17 protein-coding genes and 1 pseudogene are annotated in these 18,621 nt (G+C 72.7%); 10 read left to right on the forward strand and 8 right to left on the reverse strand.

The annotated features are described in order from the left end of the window. Positions 1–16: 16 nt before the first annotated feature. The 3 genes from EEJ42_RS15860 to EEJ42_RS15870 are packed head-to-tail and all read right to left on the reverse strand — an operon-like array spanning position 17 to position 2,464. Complete coding sequence (locus EEJ42_RS15860) at positions 17–694, reverse strand: ABC transporter permease (protein ID WP_123100584.1); 678 nt, start codon at positions 692–694, stop codon at positions 17–19. Between the two features lies 1 nt (position 695). Beyond that, entirely contained in the window at positions 696–1,337 is a 642-nt protein-coding gene (locus tag EEJ42_RS15865) for an ABC transporter permease (RefSeq protein ID WP_123100585.1), read from the reverse strand. Next, positions 1,334–2,464, reverse strand: a complete 1,131-nt coding sequence (locus EEJ42_RS15870) for an ABC transporter ATP-binding protein (RefSeq protein ID WP_123100586.1) — start codon at positions 2,462–2,464, stop codon at positions 1,334–1,336. Before EEJ42_RS15870 ends, EEJ42_RS15865 begins: the two co-directional genes overlap by 4 nt. 163 nt (positions 2,465–2,627) lie before the next feature. Here EEJ42_RS15870 and EEJ42_RS15875 point away from each other — a divergent pair. The 3 genes and pseudogenes from EEJ42_RS15875 to EEJ42_RS15885 all read left to right on the forward strand — a co-directional run bounded on the left by EEJ42_RS15875 (position 2,628) and on the right by EEJ42_RS15885 (position 5,885). Further along, a pseudogene (locus tag EEJ42_RS15875) lies at positions 2,628–4,282 on the forward strand (aromatic amino acid lyase). A gap of 6 nt (positions 4,283–4,288) precedes the next feature. Beyond that, positions 4,289–5,191 (forward strand): MurR/RpiR family transcriptional regulator, encoded by a 903-nt coding sequence (locus EEJ42_RS15880; RefSeq protein WP_246096763.1) that lies wholly within the window; start codon positions 4,289–4,291, stop codon positions 5,189–5,191. 133 nt (positions 5,192–5,324) lie between these two features. Beyond that, a complete protein-coding gene (locus tag EEJ42_RS15885) occupies positions 5,325–5,885 on the forward strand; it encodes a hypothetical protein (protein ID WP_123100587.1) in 561 nt (186 codons plus the stop codon). A gap of 215 nt (positions 5,886–6,100) precedes the next feature. Here EEJ42_RS15885 and EEJ42_RS15890 read toward each other — a convergent pair whose 3' ends face one another. The 4 genes from EEJ42_RS15890 to EEJ42_RS15905 form a co-directional block, all read right to left on the reverse strand. Next, complete coding sequence (locus tag EEJ42_RS15890; protein ID WP_123100588.1) at positions 6,101–7,480, reverse strand: type III PLP-dependent enzyme domain-containing protein; 1,380 nt, start codon at positions 7,478–7,480, stop codon at positions 6,101–6,103. Positions 7,481–7,533: 53 nt separating this feature from the next. Next, the gene (locus EEJ42_RS15895) at positions 7,534–7,824 is read right to left on the reverse strand and encodes a hypothetical protein (RefSeq protein WP_123100589.1); all 291 of its coding nucleotides are present in this window, start codon (positions 7,822–7,824) and stop codon (positions 7,534–7,536) included. Continuing rightward, positions 7,821–8,105 carry a hypothetical protein gene (locus EEJ42_RS15900; protein ID WP_123100590.1) on the reverse strand — a complete coding sequence of 95 codons (285 nt, stop codon included), beginning with the start codon at positions 8,103–8,105 and terminating at the stop codon, positions 7,821–7,823. The genes EEJ42_RS15895 and EEJ42_RS15900 overlap by 4 nt, the downstream gene beginning before the upstream one ends. Positions 8,106–8,243: 138 nt before the next feature. Beyond that, positions 8,244–9,269: an MDR family NADP-dependent oxidoreductase gene (locus tag EEJ42_RS15905; RefSeq protein ID WP_123100591.1), complete on the reverse strand. Its 1,026-nt coding sequence runs from the start codon at positions 9,267–9,269 to the stop codon at positions 8,244–8,246. A gap of 152 nt (positions 9,270–9,421) precedes the next feature. Between EEJ42_RS15905 and hutU the strand changes: the two genes are divergently transcribed. The 4 genes from hutU (at position 9,422) to hutI (ending at position 15,076) form a co-directional block, all read left to right on the forward strand. Next, positions 9,422–11,080, forward strand: a complete 1,659-nt coding sequence (hutU, locus tag EEJ42_RS15910) for a urocanate hydratase (protein WP_123100592.1) — start codon at positions 9,422–9,424, stop codon at positions 11,078–11,080. A gap of 119 nt (positions 11,081–11,199) precedes the next feature. After that, positions 11,200–12,423: an allantoate amidohydrolase gene (locus EEJ42_RS15915; RefSeq protein ID WP_123100593.1), complete on the forward strand. Its 1,224-nt coding sequence runs from the start codon at positions 11,200–11,202 to the stop codon at positions 12,421–12,423. Continuing rightward, positions 12,414–13,796, forward strand: coding sequence for a formimidoylglutamate deiminase (locus EEJ42_RS15920; RefSeq protein WP_184503109.1), 1,383 nt, complete (start codon positions 12,414–12,416; stop codon positions 13,794–13,796). The genes EEJ42_RS15915 and EEJ42_RS15920 overlap by 10 nt, the downstream gene beginning before the upstream one ends. Positions 13,797–13,879: 83 nt before the next feature. Then, the gene (gene hutI / locus EEJ42_RS15925; protein WP_123100594.1) at positions 13,880–15,076 is read left to right on the forward strand and encodes an imidazolonepropionase; all 1,197 of its coding nucleotides are present in this window, start codon (positions 13,880–13,882) and stop codon (positions 15,074–15,076) included. 156 nt (positions 15,077–15,232) lie between these two features. Here the strand turns inward: hutI and EEJ42_RS15930 are convergent, their stop codons facing one another. Further along, complete coding sequence (locus EEJ42_RS15930; RefSeq protein ID WP_123100595.1) at positions 15,233–16,180, reverse strand: RNA polymerase sigma factor SigF; 948 nt, start codon at positions 16,178–16,180, stop codon at positions 15,233–15,235. Between the two features lie 252 nt (positions 16,181–16,432). Here EEJ42_RS15930 and EEJ42_RS15935 point away from each other — a divergent pair, with 252 nt between their 5' ends. The 3 genes from EEJ42_RS15935 (at position 16,433) to EEJ42_RS15945 (ending at position 18,508) form a co-directional block, all read left to right on the forward strand. Continuing rightward, entirely contained in the window at positions 16,433–16,801 is a 369-nt protein-coding gene (locus EEJ42_RS15935; protein WP_009717368.1) for an STAS domain-containing protein, read from the forward strand. A gap of 183 nt (positions 16,802–16,984) precedes the next feature. Then, the gene (locus EEJ42_RS15940) at positions 16,985–17,494 is read left to right on the forward strand and encodes an ATP-binding protein (protein WP_009717369.1); all 510 of its coding nucleotides are present in this window, start codon (positions 16,985–16,987) and stop codon (positions 17,492–17,494) included. Positions 17,495–17,683: 189 nt separating this feature from the next. Continuing rightward, complete coding sequence (locus EEJ42_RS15945; RefSeq protein ID WP_425472902.1) at positions 17,684–18,508, forward strand: LPXTG cell wall anchor domain-containing protein; 825 nt, start codon at positions 17,684–17,686, stop codon at positions 18,506–18,508. Positions 18,509–18,621: the final 113 nt, after the last annotated feature.

Raw genomic sequence — 18,621 nt, forward strand, 5'->3', positions numbered from 1 at the left:
CGTCAGTGCGCTGTCGTCAGTGCGCTTGGGAGGGGGCGGGGCGGTTGCGGAAGAGCAGGCGTTGCACGGCGGCCAGGGCCAGGTCCAGGGCGATCGCCAGGATGGCGACGAGTACCGCTCCGCCCAGGACCTGCACCAGGTCGCGCTGGGCCAGCCCGTCGAAGACGTAGCGGCCGAGGCCGCCGAAGCTGACGTACGCGGCGATGGTGGCGGTGGCCACGACCTGGGTGCAGGCCAGCCGCAGCCCGGTCATGATCAGGGGGAGGGCGAGGGGGAGTTCGACCTGGAAGAGGACCTGGTGCCACCGCATGCCCTGGCCCCGTGCCGCGTCCCTGACCTCGGGGTCGACGGCGGCCATGCCCGCGTAGGTGTTGGTGACGATGACCGGGACCGCGAGGGCGACCAGCGAGACGTAGACGGGCCACATGCTCAGGCCGCTGGCCAGGAAGACCAGGGTGACCAGGCCGACGGTGGGCAGCGCGCGGCCGAAGCCGGAGAGGTTGATGGCGAGGAACGCGCCGCGCCCGGTGTGGCCGATGAGCAGCCCGACGGGGAGGGCGAGGAGGGCGGCCACGAGGGTGGCGAGGGCCGAGTACTGGAGGTGTTCCAGGAGGCGGGTCGCGATGCCGTCGGGCCCGGACCACTGGGCGCCGCTGGTCAGCCAGCGGCCGAGGTTCTGGAGCAGTTCGATCATGTCAGGCACGCCTCCTCAGCCAGGGGGTGCACAGCCACTGGATGGCGACCAGGACGGCGTCCGCGACCAGTGCGAGCAGCAGGGACAGGACGACTCCGGCGACGACCGGGGTGGGGTAGTTGCGCTGGAAGCCGTCGGTGAACAGCTGGCCGAGGCCGCCGTACCCGATGTAGCTGGCGACGCTGACGAGGGAGATCGCCATCACGGTGGAGACCCGTACGCCCGCCATGATCACCGGGAAGGCGAGCGGCAGCTCGACCGTGAGCAGGGTGCGCAGCGGGCGCGCGCCCATGGCGGTGGACGCCTCGCGGGCCTTGGCGGGGACGCTGTCCAGGCCCTCGACGGTGTTCCGGAGCAGCACGGTCAGGGTGTAGATCGTGAGGCCGGTGATCGCGGTGGTGCGGGTGAGGCCGGTGATCGGCAGCAGCAGCACGAAGATCGCGATGGAGGGGATGGTGAAGAGGACGTTCGACAGGCCCAGGAGGACGCCGCGCAGCGGCCGTACGCGATGCGCGATGACCGCCAGCGGCACCGCTATCAACAGCCCGAAGAGGACGGCTGGAACGGCGGTGGAGAGGTGGTCGAAGGTGAGCGTGGTGAGGTCGTCCTGGTGGTCGGGGAACCAGCCCCAGTCGACGGTCATGCGGTCACGCTCGCGTCGGGGTCGGGGGTGGCCTCAGTCGCTTTGGCGTTCGTACGACCCGCCTCGGCGTGGCGGCGGCCCGCGTGCTCGTGGATCCGGTCGCGCCCGGTGACCCCGGTCAGCACGCCGTCCGCGTCCACCCGGGCGACCAGCCCGGCGGGGGAGGCCAGCGACTCGTCGAGGGCGGAGAGCAGCGAGTCGGTGTCGCGCAGCGGGCGCACCGGCAGCAGCGGGGCCTCGTCGCCGTCCGGGCCGTCGGTGTCGCGCCAGCCCAGCGGCTCGCCGCGGCCGGAGGTGACCAGCCGCCAGCGGCCCGTGCCGTCGGCGGAGCCCGTGCCGTCGTCGGCGGGGGCGGGCTCCTGTGGCACGTCGGCGAGGGTGGACAGCGAGAGCAGCTTCAGCCCGCGCTCGGCGCCGAGGAAGCCCGCCACGAAGTCGTCGGCGGGGGAGGCCAGCAGCTCGGCCGGGGGCGCGCACTGGACCAGGTGGCCGCCGGTGCGGAAGATCGCTATCCGGTCGCCGAGACGGACCGCCTCGTCGATGTCGTGGGTGACGAAGACGACCGTCTTGCGCAGCTCGCTCTGGAGCCGCAGCAGCTCGTTCTGGAGCTGGGTGCGGACGACCGGGTCGACCGCGCCGAACGGCTCGTCCATCAGCAGCACCGGTGGATCGGCGGCCAGCGCCCGGGCCACCCCGACGCGCTGCTGCTGACCGCCGGAGAGCTGGTGCGGATAGCGCTTGCCGGATCCGGCGGGCAGCCCGACCAGCTCCAGCAGCTCGGCGGCGCGCGCCCGCGCCTTGCGGCGGCCCCAGCCCAGCAGCAGCGGGACGGTCGCGATGTTGTCGAGGATCGTGCGGTGCGGGAAGAGTCCCGCCTGTTGGATCACATAGCCGATGCCGCGCCGCAGCTCGGCGGCGTCGGCCTCGAGGATGTCACGCCCGCCGACGCTCACCGTGCCGCTGCTCGGCTCGACCATGCGGTTGACCATCCTCAGGGTGGTGGTCTTGCCGCAGCCGGAGGAACCGACCAGGACGGTGATGTCTCCCTCGGGGAGTTCGAGACTGAGATCGTCGACGGCAGTGGTGCCGTTCGGGTAGTGCTTGCTGACGTGCTTGAAGCTGATCATCCGCTTCCCCTTGCCCTGTCTGCATATAGTCATGCACAGTCGTAGTCGAGTGAATAGAAGTCAATAGGTGCGCGTTAATCGCCGGTTACTTCTGCTCGCAATATGGGACGAAAGCGCTTGGCGGCTAACCCGAAAAGGGTGGGTACGGAAGGGGTTGCCCTGGATGGTGTCTCACATGCTGGATTCGACGGCGTTCGGCGCGGCGGCCGGTGCGGCGCGCGCCGCGACGAGCGGCCCCGGTCCCGCCGCACCGCGCATCACGCTCGACGGCCACAGCCTGCGCGTCGCCGACGTCGTACGTCTGGCCGACCGCAGAAACCTACCCGCCGCCCCCGACCCCGCCGCCCTCGCCCTCGCCGAACGCGCCTGGGAGACCGNGCCGCCCTCGCCCTCGCCGAACGCGCCTGGGAGACCGCGGACCGGCTCTCCGCCACCGGACGGGTCTACGGCCGCTCCACCGGCGTCGGCGCCAACCGCACCGAGGACGTCGGCCCCGACGACGACCACGGCCTGCGGCTGCTGCGCAGCCACGCCGGTGCCATCGGCGCCCCGCTGCCCGGCCGCGAGGTCCGCGCCATGATGGCCGTCCGCGCCAACCAGGTGCTCGCGGGCGGCGCCGGGCTGCGCCCCTCCGTCGTCACCTCCCTCGTCCAGGCACTGGACGCCGGTGTCCACCCCGTGGTCAACGAGTTCGGCGCGGTCGGCACCGGCGACCTCGCCGCGCTCGCCCAGGCCGGGCTCGCCCTCGTCGGCGAACACCCCTGGGACCTCACCGACGCCGCACCCGGCCGCCGCGCCCCCGAACCCATCACCCTCGACAGCAACGACGCCCTCGCGCTCATCAGCAGCAACGCCCTCACCCTCGGCCAGTCCGCGCTCGCCCTCGCCGACCTGCGGCGCCTGCTGTCCGCCTCGCTCGCCGTCGCCGCGCTCTCGCTGATCGCGGTCGGCGGCTCGTACGAGGCGTACGCCGAACCCGTCCAGCTCGCCCGCCCCCACCCCGGATCCATCCGCGCCGCCGCCCGCATACGCGCCCTCATCGGCGCCCCGGCCCGGCCCACCCCGCCGCTCGGCCGCATACAGGACCCGTACGGCTTCCGCTGTCTGCCGCAGATCCACGGCCCGGCGCTGGACGCCGCCGACGCGCTGGAGCGGGTGCTGAACGTCGAGGTCAACGCCGCCGCCGAGAACCCGCTGATCAGCTCCGAGGACGAGGCCGCGTACCACCACGGCAACTTCTACGCCGCGCACGCCGCCCTCGCCCTCGACCACTTCCGGCTCGCCGCCCTCCAGACCGCCCGGCTGTCCACCGCCCGGCTCGCCGCGCTCAGCGAACCCGACTTCACCCGGCTGCGCCCCTTCCTCGGCGACCCCGCGCCCGCCAGCTCCGGCGTGATGATCCTGGAGTACGCGGCGGGCGCGGCCCTCGGCGAGATGCGGGCCGTCTCCCACCCCGCCTCCCTCGGCCACGCCGTGCTCTCCCGCGGCGTCGAGGAACAGGCCAGCTTCGCCTCGCTCGGCGCCCGCCAGACGCTGCGGGTGGCCGACCACTACCGGCAGGTGCTGGCCTGCGAACTGGTCGCGGCGGTCCGGGCGCTGCGGCAGCGCGGCATGGAACCGGAGCCCGGGGTACCGGCGGCCGCCGCGTATGCGCTGGCGGCGGAAGTTCTCGATCCGCGGATGGAGGACCGGCCGTTGACGGAGGATGTGGCCGACGCGGTGGGTCTGCTGGACCCGCTGGCCGAGGTGTGCGAGGGCGCTGAGCCTGCTGAGGCTCGTGATGGTGCTGGTGATGGTGCTGAGGGCCGGGAGGGCTGAGGACTGATGGGTACGGACAACGGGGTGGCGGACGCGGTCGGCGCGGCGGCGGATGTGACGGGTGCGGCGAGCGCGGGGAGCACCGCGCGCCTCCAGGCCCTGTTCGAGGGCCACCGCCTCACCCCCACCCAGCGCCGCATCGCCCACTGCATGGTGCGGCGGGCGGCCGACGCGCCGTTCCTCTCCAGCGTCGAACTCGCCGAACTCGCCGGGGTCAGCCAGCCCTCCGTGACCCGCTTCGCGGTCGCGCTCGGCTTCGACGGCTACCCCGCGCTGCGCAAGCACCTGCGCGACGTCGCCCCCGCCGCCGACGAACGGGCCGCCGGGGACGGGGCGTACAACGAGTACCAGCAGGCCGTGCAGTCCGAGATCGACAACCTGCGCCACCTCGCCACCCTGCTCGCCGACCCCGAACCGGTGCTGCGGGCCGGGCGGCTGCTCGCCGCGTCCCGCCCGCTGCCGGTCCTCGGCCTGCGCGCCGCCTCCGCCCAGGCCAGGGGCTTCACCTACTTCGCGCGCAAGGTCCACCCCGACGTCCGGCTGCTGGACGAGGGCGGCACGATGCTCGCCGACCGCATCGACGCGGCGCACCGCGCGGGCGCCACCGCCCTGCTGTGCTTCGCGCTGCCGCGCCATCCGCGGGAGGTCGTGGAGGGCCTGGAGTACGCACGGGAAACCGGCCTCACCGTCGTCGCCGTCGCCGACAGCGCCTTCGCCCCGGTCGCCCGCCACAGCGATCTGCTGCTGCCCGCGGCCGTCGGGACCGGGCTGGCCTTCGACACCGCCTGCGCGCCGATGCTGCTGGGGCGGGTGCTGCTGGAGGCCATGTGCGACGCGCTGCCGGACGCGCAGGCGCGGCTGGAGGAGTTCGACGCGCGGGCGGCCGCGCGCGGGCTGTTCGTCGAGTAGCCCCCGTCCCCGTCGGGGTAGCCCCGTCCTGGTGGAGTGGCCCTGTCCTGGTGGAGTGTCTCGTCTCACCGAATTCTCAGCCATCGTCACTACAGTCCGCGCTCGATGGCCCGAGACGTCGAGGAGGTCGGCAGTGGGACGCGGGACGTATGCACTGGTACGGGTCGCCGTGGTCGTACGGGCACCCGCCGGATGGCTGTGGTGGCCGGGCGTCCTGGCCGCGGGCATCGGGACGCTGCTCCCCGGCCTCACCGGCCGCCGCATCGGTCTGCTGGCCGGGGCGGCGCTCTTCCTGATCGCGGCCGCCGTGGTGTTCGCCGTACGGCGCGGCCGGTATCTGACCCTCGCCCAGGAGGCCACCCGCGCGGGCACGTCGGTGTTCCTCCAGGACCGCGCGGTGACGATACGGACCCGGCGCCGCGCCCTGCGGTGGTGGCTGCTCCTGGCCTTCCTGGCCGCCGTCGGCTCGTCCTTCGCCGTCCCCGCGGCGGGCGGCCTGCTGCTGGCGGGCCTCGGCGCGGGGCTGTGGGCGAAGGCGCTGTGGCTGGGCCGCTGGGAGCACGCGCACGACGCGCTGCTGTGGGTCCGCACGGACTGGGTCCCCCGCGGCCGCCCGGCGGGCCCCGACGTCCGCGCCTACCAGACGACGGGCCCCGCGGCGGGCGACGCGGGGCCGGGCGGCGCCAAGCGGTGACCCCTGGCGGTGGCGGTGGCGGGGTGCGGGTGGGTGCGCGGACGGTGCGGTGGTGGGTGCCGGTGCGGGGCCTCCGGGGCAGGGCCCTGGACCGTATATTTACGGCGCCGTTGCCGTGGAACGTGGGGTGGGCCGGAAGTCCACGGCGCCACACATACACGGCAGCGTCCAGGACCCCACCCCGGCGACCCCGCCCCTCCCGCCGGACGGCGGCTTTACAAGCCGGTCAGGCCCTCCGCTTCGGCGCCTCCGCTTTCCGCCACGATCTCCGCCACCGTCTGCGGCTTTCGCACCTCCGCGAAGCGGATCCCGTCGCCGTCGGGTGCGAAGCCGTATCCGTACACGCCCGGCCTCGGCAGGCTGTTGTAGGCGAAGTGGTTCGAGAAGTAGTACGCCCCCGTGTCCAGCAGGCCCACGAGATCGCCCGCCGTCAGCTCCGGCAGGGCCCGGTTCTCGGCCACCAGGTCGCCCGCGAAGCAGCACGGGCCCGCGATGTCCTGGGTGACCGGCCCGGCGGGGCCCGTGGGCTTGGGACGGCCGTCCGCGTCGTACCCGGCGACCCGCAGGGGCCAGGCGGTGGGGGCGAAGACCGTACGGGTGGCCAGCTGGGCGCCCGCGTGGGTCACGGCGATCGGGCGGCCGCCGGCCGACTTCGCGTACTCGACGCGCGCCAGCACCATCCCCGACTTGGCGAGGAGTGACCGCCCGAACTCGGTGACCAGGCCGTACCGCCCGTCGAGGAGCCCCGGCACGGTGGCCTGGAGCAGCCGAGCGTACTCGTGGTAGCTGGGCGTGATCTCGTCGGACGTGAAGTTCACGGGCAGGCCGCCGCCGATGTCGAGGGTGTCGATCTGGCGGCGGCCGATGGTCTCGTTGATCTCCTCGGCGAGTTCGTACGCGGCCTGGACGCCCGCCGCCATCAGGTCCAGCGGGCACCCCTGCGAGCCGACGTGGGCGTGCAGCCGGGTCAGCCAGGGGCGCTCGGCGAAGGCGCGCACGACCCAGTCGCGCGCCCCTACGTCGCGCAGCGCGACCCCGAACTTGGAGGTCGCCGTGGCGGTGCTGAGCGCGCCGATGCTGCCACCGCCCACCTGCGGGTTGACCCGCAGGCCCAGCGGGGAACGGGGGGAGGTCCCGGCCACGAGCGCGTCGAGGCGGGCCAGCTCCTGCGGGTTGTCGGCGTTGAGGGCGATGCCCAGGTCGAGGGCCTCGCGCAGTTCGGCCGGGGTCTTGGCGGGCGAGTCGAGGACGATGCGGTCGGGGCCCGCCCCGGCGGCCCGGGCGAGGGCCAGCTCGCCGGGGCTGGCCACCTCGCAGCCCAGCCCCTCGTCGGTCAGCAGCCGCAGGACGGGGACGAGCGAGGCGGCCTTCACGGCGAAGGCGTGCAGAACGGGCGTACCGGGTGCCACGACCTCGTCGAAGGCCGCCCGCAGCTCGGCCGCGGCGGCGCGGATGCCGGTGACGTCGAGCAGCCCGACGACGGGCTGCTCGGGGCCGATCAGGCCCTGCTCGACGGCGGCGCGCACGGCCCGCTCACGCCGCTCGGCGGCGTCGGCCGGAACCGGGGTCGGGGTCGAAGCCGGGTTCGCAGTCATGCCCTCAGCCAACCACCCACCCCGGCCAACGGGCCAGGCCGGTGGGGGTGGGGTCAGCGGAACCAGACGAGTACCGGGATGCGGATCTCCCGTGTCTCGCGGAGCACGACGTACTCGAACACGACGGGTTCGCCATCGATCTGGACGCTGTACCGGACGCCGAGGTCGTCCATCGGGTCACCCGGCGGCTGCCGGTCGCCGTCGATCGCGCCGCCCGCATCCAGGGCTAAGCCTGCCAGGAAGCCGACCACCTTCTTGGAGAGGTCGGGCGGCATGTCGAGCATCGTCTCTGCCGGGATCCCCTCCGTCCAGACGGTCCAGCCGCGGCGTGGTCGGTCGCTCACCGGGCGGGAGCTTCGAGCCGGTCGGCGAGGTCATCCACGGAGAGCAGGCGGCGCCCGGCAGCGGCGTTGGCCCTGCTGTCTTCGGCGCCCGGGGCGCGGTCGAGCATCGCCGTCTTCCACCACCGGCGCATGACGCCCGGGACGTCGTCTTCCTCGGCTGCCAGGACCTCGCTGTAGAAGAGGGCGCGCTGCGCGCCGCTCAGTGCGTCGCCGATGGCGTTGATGGTGTGCGGGATCGCGGCGATCCTGCGCTCATTCCGGTGTTCGGGCTGTGCACTCATTCGAATCCCTGATCTCCTGGCGGGTGGAGAGCGTGGCTTGACGCACGGAGAGCAGCGTACGCGGAAACGCGACCCGGGTTGGATTCCCTGCCGGGAATCGGTGACGGGGCGAACAGGCGTACTGCCCCGCGCCCCAGGTCACAGCTCCACCAGCACCGCGCCCAGGTGGCGGCCCTCCAACAACTCGACCAGGGCGCGCGGGGCTTGGGCGATGCCGGTCAGGCGGGTGTGGGGGTAGGTGATGGCGCCCTCGCGCAGCGCGCGGCCGAATTCGCGCAGGTACGTCGGAGCTGCGTCCGCGTGGTCGTAGGCGCTGATGCCGCGGAGGGTGACGCCGCGGGCGATGAGGGCGAGGGTGCTGATCGGGGTGGTGGCGAGGGCGTCGTCGGACAGCTGGGCGGCGAGCGCGCCGACGAGGGCGAAGCGGGCCTTGCGGCGGGCCAGGGCGAGGGCGGCGCGCAGTTGCTCGCCGCCGACGGTGTCGAGCAGGACGTCGATGCCGTCCGGGGCCGCCGCGCGCAGCTGCTCCTCGATGGGGCCCGCGCCGCGGATCACGGCGGCGTCGTAGCCCAGCTCCTCGACGAGCCGGTCGGCCTTGTCGCGGGAGCCGGTGGAGCCGATGACCCGCGCGGCGCCGTGGAGCCGCGCGAACTGCCCGGCCAGGGTGCCGACGCCGCCCGCCGCGCCGGTGACGAACACCGTGTCGCCGCGCCGCACCCCGGCGCCCCGCACCACGCCCAGCCAGGCGGTGAAGCCCTGGGAGAGGTGGGCGGCGGGGTCGGGCAGGGCGTCGGGGTCGAGCGGGGGCGCCTCGGCCGCGTCGAGGACGGCGTACTCGCGCCAGCCGGAGTGGTGGCGTACGAGGGCTCCGGAGGCCAGGCCGGTGTCCGGCGGGGCGCTGAGCACCTCGCCGATGGCGGGGCCCCGCATGACGTCGCCGACCCGGTGGCGCAGCTGCGGCAGGCCGAGGGCGCCGGGGTCGGCCGAGGCGAGCGGGCGCATGGCGGCGGCGACGCTCATCAGCCGGTTCCGCACCAGCACCTGGCCGGGGCCGGGCGTCGGAAGCGGGGCGTGGACGACCTCGAAGTGGTCGGTGGTGAGCGGCCCTTCGGGCCGGGGCCGGGCGGCGAGGCGTACTTCGCGATGGGTGGCGGGGAGGGGCACGGCAGGACGCTAAGTCCTGGCGCCCGCGCCCCGCGCACGCCTCTCCGGGGAACCACCCGGGTGTATGCGCCGCCACCCCTATTGACTAGCTATATTCATCAAAGCCATGATGTGAATAACTCGATCCAGACGATGGCAGGGAGGCACGGCCCATGTCAGGACCGCGACCCGTACGGGCCCCGCGAGGTACGGAGCTGAGTGCCCGGGGGTGGCAGCAGGAAGCCGCCCTGCGGATGCTCCAGAACAACCTGGACCCGGAGGTCGCCGAGCACCCCGACAAGCTCGTCGTCTACGGCGGCACCGGCAAGGCGGCGCGCGACTGGCGTTCGTTCGACGCCATGGTCCGTACGCTGCGCACGCTGAAGCAGGACGAGACGATGCTCGTCCAGTCGGGCCGTCCGGTCGGCGTCATGCAGACCCACGAGTGGGCGCCCCGCGTCCTGATCGCCAACTCCAACCTGGTCGGCGACTGGGCGAACTGGGAGGAGTTCCGCCGCCTGGAGGCGCTGGGCCTGACCATGTACGGCCAGATGACCGCGGGCTCGTGGATCTACATCGGCACGCAGGGCATCCTCCAGGGCACGTACGAGACGTTCGCGGCCGTCGCCGAGAAGAAGTTCGGCGGCACCCTCGCCGGGACGATCACCCTCACCGCCGGTCTCGGCGGCATGGGCGGCGCCCAGCCGCTCGCGGTCACCATGAACGACGGCGTCGCGATCTGCATCGACTGCGACCCGCGCGCCATCGAGCGCCGCATCGAGCACCGCTACCTGGACGTGCGCGCCGACAGCCTGGACCACGCCCTCCAGCTCGCGACCGAGGCGCGCGACGCCCGCCGCCCGCTGTCCATCGGCGTGCTGGGGAACGCGGCCGAGCTGGTTCCGCAGCTGCTCGCGATGGACGCGCCGATCGACATCGTCACCGACCAGACCAGCGCCCACGACCCGCTGTCGTACCTGCCGATCGGCGTGGACTTCGACGAGATGGCGTCGTACGCCGCCGAGAAGCCCGCCGACTTCACCCAGCGGGCGCGCGAGGCGATGGCCCGGCACGTGGAGGCCATGGTTGGCTTCATGGACGCGGGCGCCGAGGTCTTCGACTACGGCAACTCGATCCGCGGCGAGGCCAAGCTCGCGGGCTTCGAGCGCGCCTTCGCCTTCCCCGGCTTCGTCCCCGCGTACATCCGGCCGCTGTTCTGCGAGGGCAAGGGCCCGTTCCGCTGGGCGGCGCTGTCCGGCGACCCGAAGGACATCGCGGCCACGGACAAGGCGATCCTCGACCTCTTCCCGGAGAACGAGTCCCTGGCCCGCTGGATCAAGATGGCGGGGGAGCGGGTCCACTTCCAGGGGCTGCCCGCCCGCATCTGCTGGCTCGGCTACGGCGAGCGCGACAAGGCGGGGGAGCGGTTCAACGAGATGGTGGCCGACGGGACGCTCGCCGCGCCGCTGGCCATCGGCCGCGACCACCTGGACTGCGGCTCGGTGGCCTCCCCGTACCGCGAGACCGAGGCCATGCTGGACGGCTCGGACGCGATCGCCGACTGGCCGCTGCTGAACGCCATGGTCAACGTCGCCTCGGGCGCCTCCTGGGTCTCGATCCACCACGGCGGCGGGGTCGGCATGGGCCGCTCGATCCACGCGGGCCAGGTGACGGTGGCCGACGGTACGCCGCTGGCGGCCGAGAAGATCCGCCGCGTCCTGACGAACGACCCGGGCATGGGCGTGATCCGCCACGTGGACGCAGGCTACGACCGCGCGGACGAGGTAGCAGCCGACCGGAACGTAAGGGTCCCGATGAGGGAAGCAGAGTGACCGTTGTGGGCAATCGTCCCGCAGAGGGGGCACCTCCCAGCGGTAGCTGGGGGAGGGACGGGTGGGCACAACCCACCCACCGGCCCGCACCCGCCCACGAAACGGAGGCTCAGACGGCAATGGGCGCACCCCCCACCGGCGCGTCGTTCCACGAGATGTGGCGCGACCTCGCCCCCATCGGCCGCCACGCGGAAACCGGCGGCTACCGCCGCTACGCCTGGACCGGTGCCGACACCGACTGCCGCGCCTGGTTCCAGGCACAGGCAGAAACCCGCGGCCTCACCTACGAGCTGGACCGCAACGGCAACCAGTGGGCCTGGCTGGGCGACCCGACCGCCGAAGACGCCGTCGTCACCGGCTCCCACCTGGACTCCGTCCCCGACGGCGGCGCCTTCGACGGCCCCCTGGGCGTCGTCTCGTCCTTCGCGGCCCTCGACGAGCTACGGGCCCGCGGCGCGCACCCCACCAAACCGCTCGCCATCGTCAACTTCGGCGACGAGGAGGGCGCCCGCTTCGGCCTGGCCTGCGTAGGGTCCCGGCTCGCGGCGGGGCAGCTCGCCCCGGAGCAGGCGCACGCCCTCCGGGACGGGGACGGCGTCACGCTGCCGCAGGCCATGGAGCGCGCCGGGTACGATCCGGAGGCCATCGGGCCGGACCCGGAGCGGCTGGCCCGCATCGGCGCCTTCGTGGAGCTGCACATCGAGCAGGGGCGCGCCCTGGACGATACGGAGAACCCCGTGGGCGTCGCCTCCGCGATCTGGCCGCACGGCCGCTGGCGGTTCGACTTCCACGGCGAGGCCAATCACGCCGGGACGACCCGGCTGGACGACCGCCGCGACCCCATGCTGACGTACGCCAATACCGTCCTCGCGGCCCGCAAGAAGGCCCGTCTCGCGGGAGCGCTGGCGACCTTCGGCAAGGTCGGCGTCGAGCCTAACGGGGTGAACGCGATCGCGAGCCTGGTGCGCGGCTGGCTGGACTCGCGGGCCCCCGACGAGGAGACCCTGGCTGCCGTCGTCGGCGAGATCGAGCGGGCGGCGGTCGAGCGCGGGCAGCGTGACGGGGTGGACGTCCGGGTCACCCGGGAGTCCTTCACACCCGTCGTGGAATTCGCCCACGACCTGCGTGACCAGCTGTCGGGCCTGCTCGGCGGCGTTCCGGTGCTCCCCACCGGCGCCGGGCACGACGCGGGCATTTTGTCCGCGTCGGTTCCGACCGCCATGCTGTTTGTAAGGAACCCCACCGGCGTCTCGCACTCACCCGCGGAGACGGCGGGCGAGGATGACTGCCTCGCCGGTGTGGCCGCGCTCGCGCAGGTACTGGAGGGGTTGGCGTGTCACTGACGGCACAGACCTACTGGGCGGAGTACGCCTGGCTGGACGGTCAGGTGGTGCCGGACGTGGTCATCGTGGTGGCCACGGACGGGCGGATCAAGGCCGTGCGGCCCGGGAGCCCCGCACAGCATCCGGCCGGTTCCGTCACCCTGCGCGGGCTGACCGTCCCCGGCCTGGCCAACGCCCACAGCCACGCCTTTCACCGGGCCCTGCGCGGCATCGTGCAGTCGGGCGCCTCGGCGAACCCGTCGGACGGCGGGGCGCCGGACTCCTTCTGGACCTGGCGCACGCTGATGTACGAGGTGGCCGACCGGCTCACCCCGGACAGCTACTTCGACCTGGCCCGCGCGGTGTACGCCGAGATGGCCATGGCGGGCATCACCTGCGTCGGCGAGTTCCACTATCTCCACCACGCGCCCGGCGGCAGCCGCTACGGCAACCCCAACGCCATGGGGGAGGCCCTGATCGCGGCCGCGGCCGAGGCCGGTATTCGCATCACCCTCCTCGACACCTGCTATCTGTCCTCCGGGTTCGGCGCGGAGCCCGATCAGCACCAGCTCCGCTTCTCGGACGGCACCGCGGACGCCTGGGCCGAGCGGGTCTCCGGGCTCAAGGGCGACGGGAACACCCGCATCGGCGCCGCCATCCACTCGGTGCGAGCTGTCCCCGTCGATCAGCTCGCGACCGTCTCCGGCTGGGCCGAGGGGCAGGCGGCGCCCCTTCATGTGCACCTGTCCGAGCAGACCGCCGAGAACGATGCCTGCGTGGAGGCGCACGGCTTCACCCCCACCCGGCTGCTCGCCGACCACGGGGTGCTGGGCCCGCGCACGACCGCCGTGCACGCGACCCACCTCACCCCCGGCGACATCCGGCTGCTGGGCCACTCGGCCACCGGTGTGTGCATGTGCCCGACCACCGAGCGGGACCTCGCCGACGGCATCGGCCCGGCCGCCCAGCTGAGCCAGGCGGGCTCACCGCTGTCCCTGGGCAGCGACAGCCATGCCATGATCGACATCCTCGAAGAGGCCCGCGCGATGGAGCTGGACGAGCGGCTGCACACCCGCACCCGCGGCCACTGGACCGCCGCCCAGCTGCTGCGCGCCGCCACCGCCGACGGTCACGCGGCACTCGGCTGGGGCGCGGACACGGGCCGGATCGAGGTGGGCGCGCTCGCCGACCTCACCACGATCGCGCTGGACTCGGTCCGCACGGCGGGGCCGCCACCCCGGCTGGGCGCCGAGACGGCGATATTCGCGGCGACCAACGCGGACGTCCGGCACACCGTGGTCGGCGGCCGCCATGTCGTACGGGACGGGGCCCACCAGCTCGTCCCGCGCGTCCCCGAAGCACTGGCCGCAGCCATCGCGGCCCTGCGCGGCTGACCAGGCCGACCAGGCTGACCACGCCGAGCAGGTTGACCACGCCGACCAGGCCGAGCCGGCTGATCAAGGAGAACACCCCCACCATGACCACCGCCACGGACACGGTCGCGACGCCCACCACGACCGCCCTCGTCCACATCTCCAGCCTCGTCACCAACGACCCCTCCCTCGGCGAAGGCCCCCTCGGTCTGATCCAGGACGCGGCGGTCGTCATCGACGGTGACCGCATCGCCTGGGTCGGTGAAACAAGCAAAGCACCCGCCACTGACAACCGGGTCGACGCGGCGGGCCGGGCCGCCATCCCGGGCTTCGTCGACTCCCACTCCCACCTGGTCTTCGCGGGCGACCGCACCGAGGAGTTCAACGCCCGGATGTCCGGCCGGGCCTACAGCGCGGGCGGCATCCGCACCACCGTGGCCGCCACCCGCGCCGCCTCGAACAACGTGCTCAACGCCAACGTCGCCCGCTATGTGGTGGAGGCCCTGCACCAGGGCACCACCACCCTGGAGATCAAGTCCGGCTACGGCCTCACGTCGGAGGACGAGGCCCGCGCGCTGTCCATCGCAGCGGCCCACACCGACGAGGTGACCTTCCTCGGCGCGCACATCGTCGCCCCCGAGTTCGCCGACGACCCGGCCGCGTACGTCGACCTCGTCACCGGGCCGATGCTCGACATGTGCGCCCCGCACGCCCGCTGGGTCGACGTCTTCTGCGAGCGGGGCGCCTTCGACGGCGACCAGGCCCGTGCCGTCCTCACCGCGGGGAAGGAGCGCGGGCTCATCCCGCGCGTCCACGCCAACCAGCTCTCGTACGGCCCGGGCGTGCAGCTCGCCGTCGAGCTGGGCGCGGCCTCCGCGGACCACTGCACGCATCTCACTGACGCCGATGTGGACGCCCTGGCGCAGGGCGACACGGTCGCCACGCTGCTGCCCGGGGCGGAGTTCTCGACCCGCTCGACGTATCCGGACGCGCGCCGGCTGCTGGACGCGGGCGCCACGGTCGCGCTGTCGCCGGACTGCAACCCCGGCTCGTCCTTCACCAGTTCGATGCCGTTCTGCATCGCCCTGGCCGTACGGGACATGGGGATGACCCCGGACGAGGCGGTCTGGGCGGCCACCGCGGGCGGGGCGCGGGCGCTGCGCCGCGACGACGTGGGACGGATCGCCCCCGGCGCCCGGGCCGACCTCGCGCTGCTGGACGCGCCCTCCCACGTCCACCTCGCCTACCGCCCCGGCGTACCGCTGGTCTCGGCGGTCTGGCGCGCGGGCACCCTGGTCTGAGGCGGGCCGGAGAAGCAGGAGAAGCAAGAGGAGCAAGGAGGAGCAGGAGGAGCAAGGAGGAGCAGGAGGAGCAGGAGGAGCAAGGAGGAGCAAGAGGGCACGAATAAGGACCCGTCCCGGCAAGCGGGGGCGGGCCCTTACCCGTCTGCGGAAGCGTTACTCCTCGACCATCAGTCCCTTGCGGAGCCGACGGAGGGTGCGCGACAGCAGCCTGGAGACGTGCATCTGAGAGATGCCCAGTTCCTCGCCGATCTCCGACTGCGTCATGTTGGCGACGAAGCGCAGGGAGAGGATCTGCTTGTCCCGGGCGGGCAGATCGGCGATGAGCGGCTTCAGGGACTCGACGTACTCGATGCCCTCGAGCCCGTGGTCCTCGTAGCCTATGCGGTCCGCCAGCGCGCCCTCGGAGTCGTCCTCCTCCGGCTGGGCGTCCAGCGAGCTGGCGGTGTACGCGTTGCTCGCGGCCATGCCCTCGACGACCTCGGCGGTGGTGATGTCAAGGCGCTCGGCGAGCTCGTGCACGGTCGGCGCGCGGTCGAGCCGCTGGGCCAGTTCGTCACCGGCCTTGGCCAGGTCCAGCCGCAGCTCCTGGAGCCGCCTGGGCACGCGCACGGACCAACTCGTGTCCCGGAAGAAGCGCTTGATCTCGCCGACGATGGTCGGCATCGCGAAGGTGGGGAACTCGACGCCCCGGCCCGGCTCGAACCGGTCGATGGCCTTGATGAGGCCGATGGTGCCGACCTGGACGATGTCCTCCATCGGCTCGCTGCGCGAGCGGAAGCGGGCGGCGGCGAACTTGACCAGTGCCAGGTTCAGCTCGACCAGGGTGTTCCGGACGTAGGCGTACTCGTGGGTGCCTTCTTCGAGCACCTCGATGCGCTCGAAGAGCGTCTTCGAGAGGGCCCTCGCGTCGACCGGACTCACCGTCTCAAACGACGGGATTTCCGGCAGATCAGACAATTCGGTCAGTTCGTCGAAGGAATATCCGGCGAGCGCCTGGGCATCCGCATCAGGGACGAACTGTTCGGGTACGTGAGTCGACGAGACGGTGGCCCTGGTACTCCAAGACGGGTCGGTACGCGAGTCGTCGAGCTGGGGTGACATAGTCTCCTCCGTCGTTCTCGGCATATGGCTGCCGATGCCATGACGTGCTGCTCCGGTGAGCGGCGCCTCCAAAGCCGGGCCGTGTTCGGGTGTGTCCCTACTACGCCTACCCGTATTCGCTGGTGCGTGGCAAGTCCACGTTGTCCATATTTGCCGAACTATGCGAAATGTTCGGCTACCGGAGGACCGGCCGAAGGCGTAAGGTTCATTGCGCGCAATCGAAAGCAACGAGACGCCAGAAGAGGTGCGCACATGGACCGCGGGATGGTCGGCAGCGCCAGCAAGGGCCGACTCCAGGTCGAGGTTCGGCACCACGGGGCGAGCGCGGTCGTGACACCGACGGGGGAGTTGGACCACCACACCGCCGAGGTGCTGCGGGAGCCGCTGGAGCAGTGCGTGGAGGGGGGTCGCGTGCGGCTGGTCGTGGACTGCTCGCATCTGGAGTTCTGTGACTCCACCGGGCTCAACGTGCTGCTCGGCGCCCGCCTGAAGGCCGAGGCCGAAGGCGGGGCGGTCCACCTTGCCGGGATGCAGCCGGTCGTTGCCCGCGTGTTCGAGATCACAGGCGCGGAGGCCGTCTTTACGGTCCATGAATCGCTTGACGCAGCGCTGGTCGAGTGATCTCCGCCACTCCTGTTTCCGGTGTGTCGGCTGTGTGTCATAGAGGCGTTGTCCGCGTCACACGAGCCGTACCGGAGAAGTGGGTGTTCTCACGCTTTGGCCGGGCAGGAGACAGGCTGAAACTGTTGAAGAGATCAGGTATCCCTTGTCCCTGAATCGGTGAATCGGTGAGGTGAAGCGCTGATGAGCACCACCCGGCCGTACCCGCCGGGCGACCGCGGCCCGGATCCGGACGGCCCTGCCGCTTCGGCTGCCCCACCGGCCACTCCACCCCCCGGGCGGATCCGTCAGCTCCGCAGGCTCCATCTGATCGGGGCCAGCGGCGCCGTGCCGCGCGCCCGGGACTTCACGCGCGAGGCGCTGCGTGACTGGGGCTGGCTTCCGGCCGCGACCGCCGACCAGCGGGCCGCCGCGGAGGATGTGCTGCTCGTCGTCTCCGAGCTGGTCACCAACGCCTGTCTGCACGCCGACGGCCCCGAGGAACTGCGGGTCAGCTGCAACGCGAAGGTGCTCCGTCTCGAAGTGGTGGACCTCGGCACCGGTACGCCCGCCCCGCGCACCCCGCACCGCGCCGGTCGGCCGGGTGGCCACGGCATGTTCATCGTGCAGCGGCTGTGCCTCGACTGGGGGGTCGTGCGGAACGCGGAGGGATCCGGTAAGACCGTCTGGGCCGAGCTGGCCGCGCCCGCCTGAAGAGCACGGCCCCGGCCCCACTCCACCCGGGTGCTGAGCGCTCTCTAGTGCCGCCCGGCACCGGCCCGCCCGGTGTGCCCGGCTCTCCCGGCCGTGGCGCCGCACCCCGTTCATTCCTGTCACGCCGATTCGGCGTGCTCTTTGTCTTCCCTCGACAAGGTCCCCGGCGTACTGTCGGCGCCCGATCTGATGTGCCGTCAGTTACATTCGGCTGCGGCGCTTGACGAGAGGGGATCTCAGGTGTCCCAACCACAACGCCGTGCGTCCGGCCGCGGCGGTGCCCTCACGTTGGCCGCGGCCGTGGCCGGTTCTGCGGTACTGCTCACCGCTCCGGCCGCCCACGCGGCCACGGTGGACGTCAACTACCAGTGCAAGACGCCGATCGGCAACAAAAGCGCCGTATCGCCCATCGACATCAAGGGCGTTCCGAGCGGCAGCGCCTACAAGCTGACCATGTCCTTCGAGAAGGGCGTCTCCTCCAGCCCCGTGGAACTGGGCAAGGGGGCCATGCATCCGAGCGCGCTCATCAAGCTGGGCGGCGCGGAGACCGGCACGGTGTCGGTGACGGGTCCCGCCAACGACAAGGCCATTCCCGCCAATACGCCCATCAAGATCAGTACGCTGACGGGCACGTACACCCCCAAGAAGAGCGGGAAGGTCACCTTCACCGCCTCGACGCTGACCATCAAGGCGCTGGGTACGACCACGACCTGTACGCCGGGCAACAGCCCCAAGCCCTCGCTGACCCTGGACGTCACGGCCGCGGGCGGATCCGGCGGCTCCGACTCCACCGGGGGGACGAGCGGCAGCGGCGGTACGAGCGGCAGTGGCGGTACGGGGAGCACGGGCGGCACCGGCAGCACCGGCGGGACGGGCGGCACCGGCGGCGACCAACTGCCGCAGACCGGCCCCACCGACTCCGCCATCGCGCTCGGCACCCTCGGCGGCACGGTGCTCCTCTCCGGAGCGGCCGGGGCGCTCTGGCTGACCCGCCGCCGGCGGGCCGCGCACTAGCGAGGCGGCCATGCCGTCCCGTACCGGCGCCGCGCTAAGCGCGGCCGCCGTGGTAGCCGCTGCGACGGTGCTGTCGGGCGCGCCCCCGGCGCCCGCAGCTGCCGCCGGGCCCG

Origin of the sequence: Streptomyces botrytidirepellens (genome assembly GCF_003721215.1) — a bacterium.
Lineage (GTDB): Bacteria > Actinomycetota > Actinomycetes > Streptomycetales > Streptomycetaceae > Streptomyces > Streptomyces himastatinicus.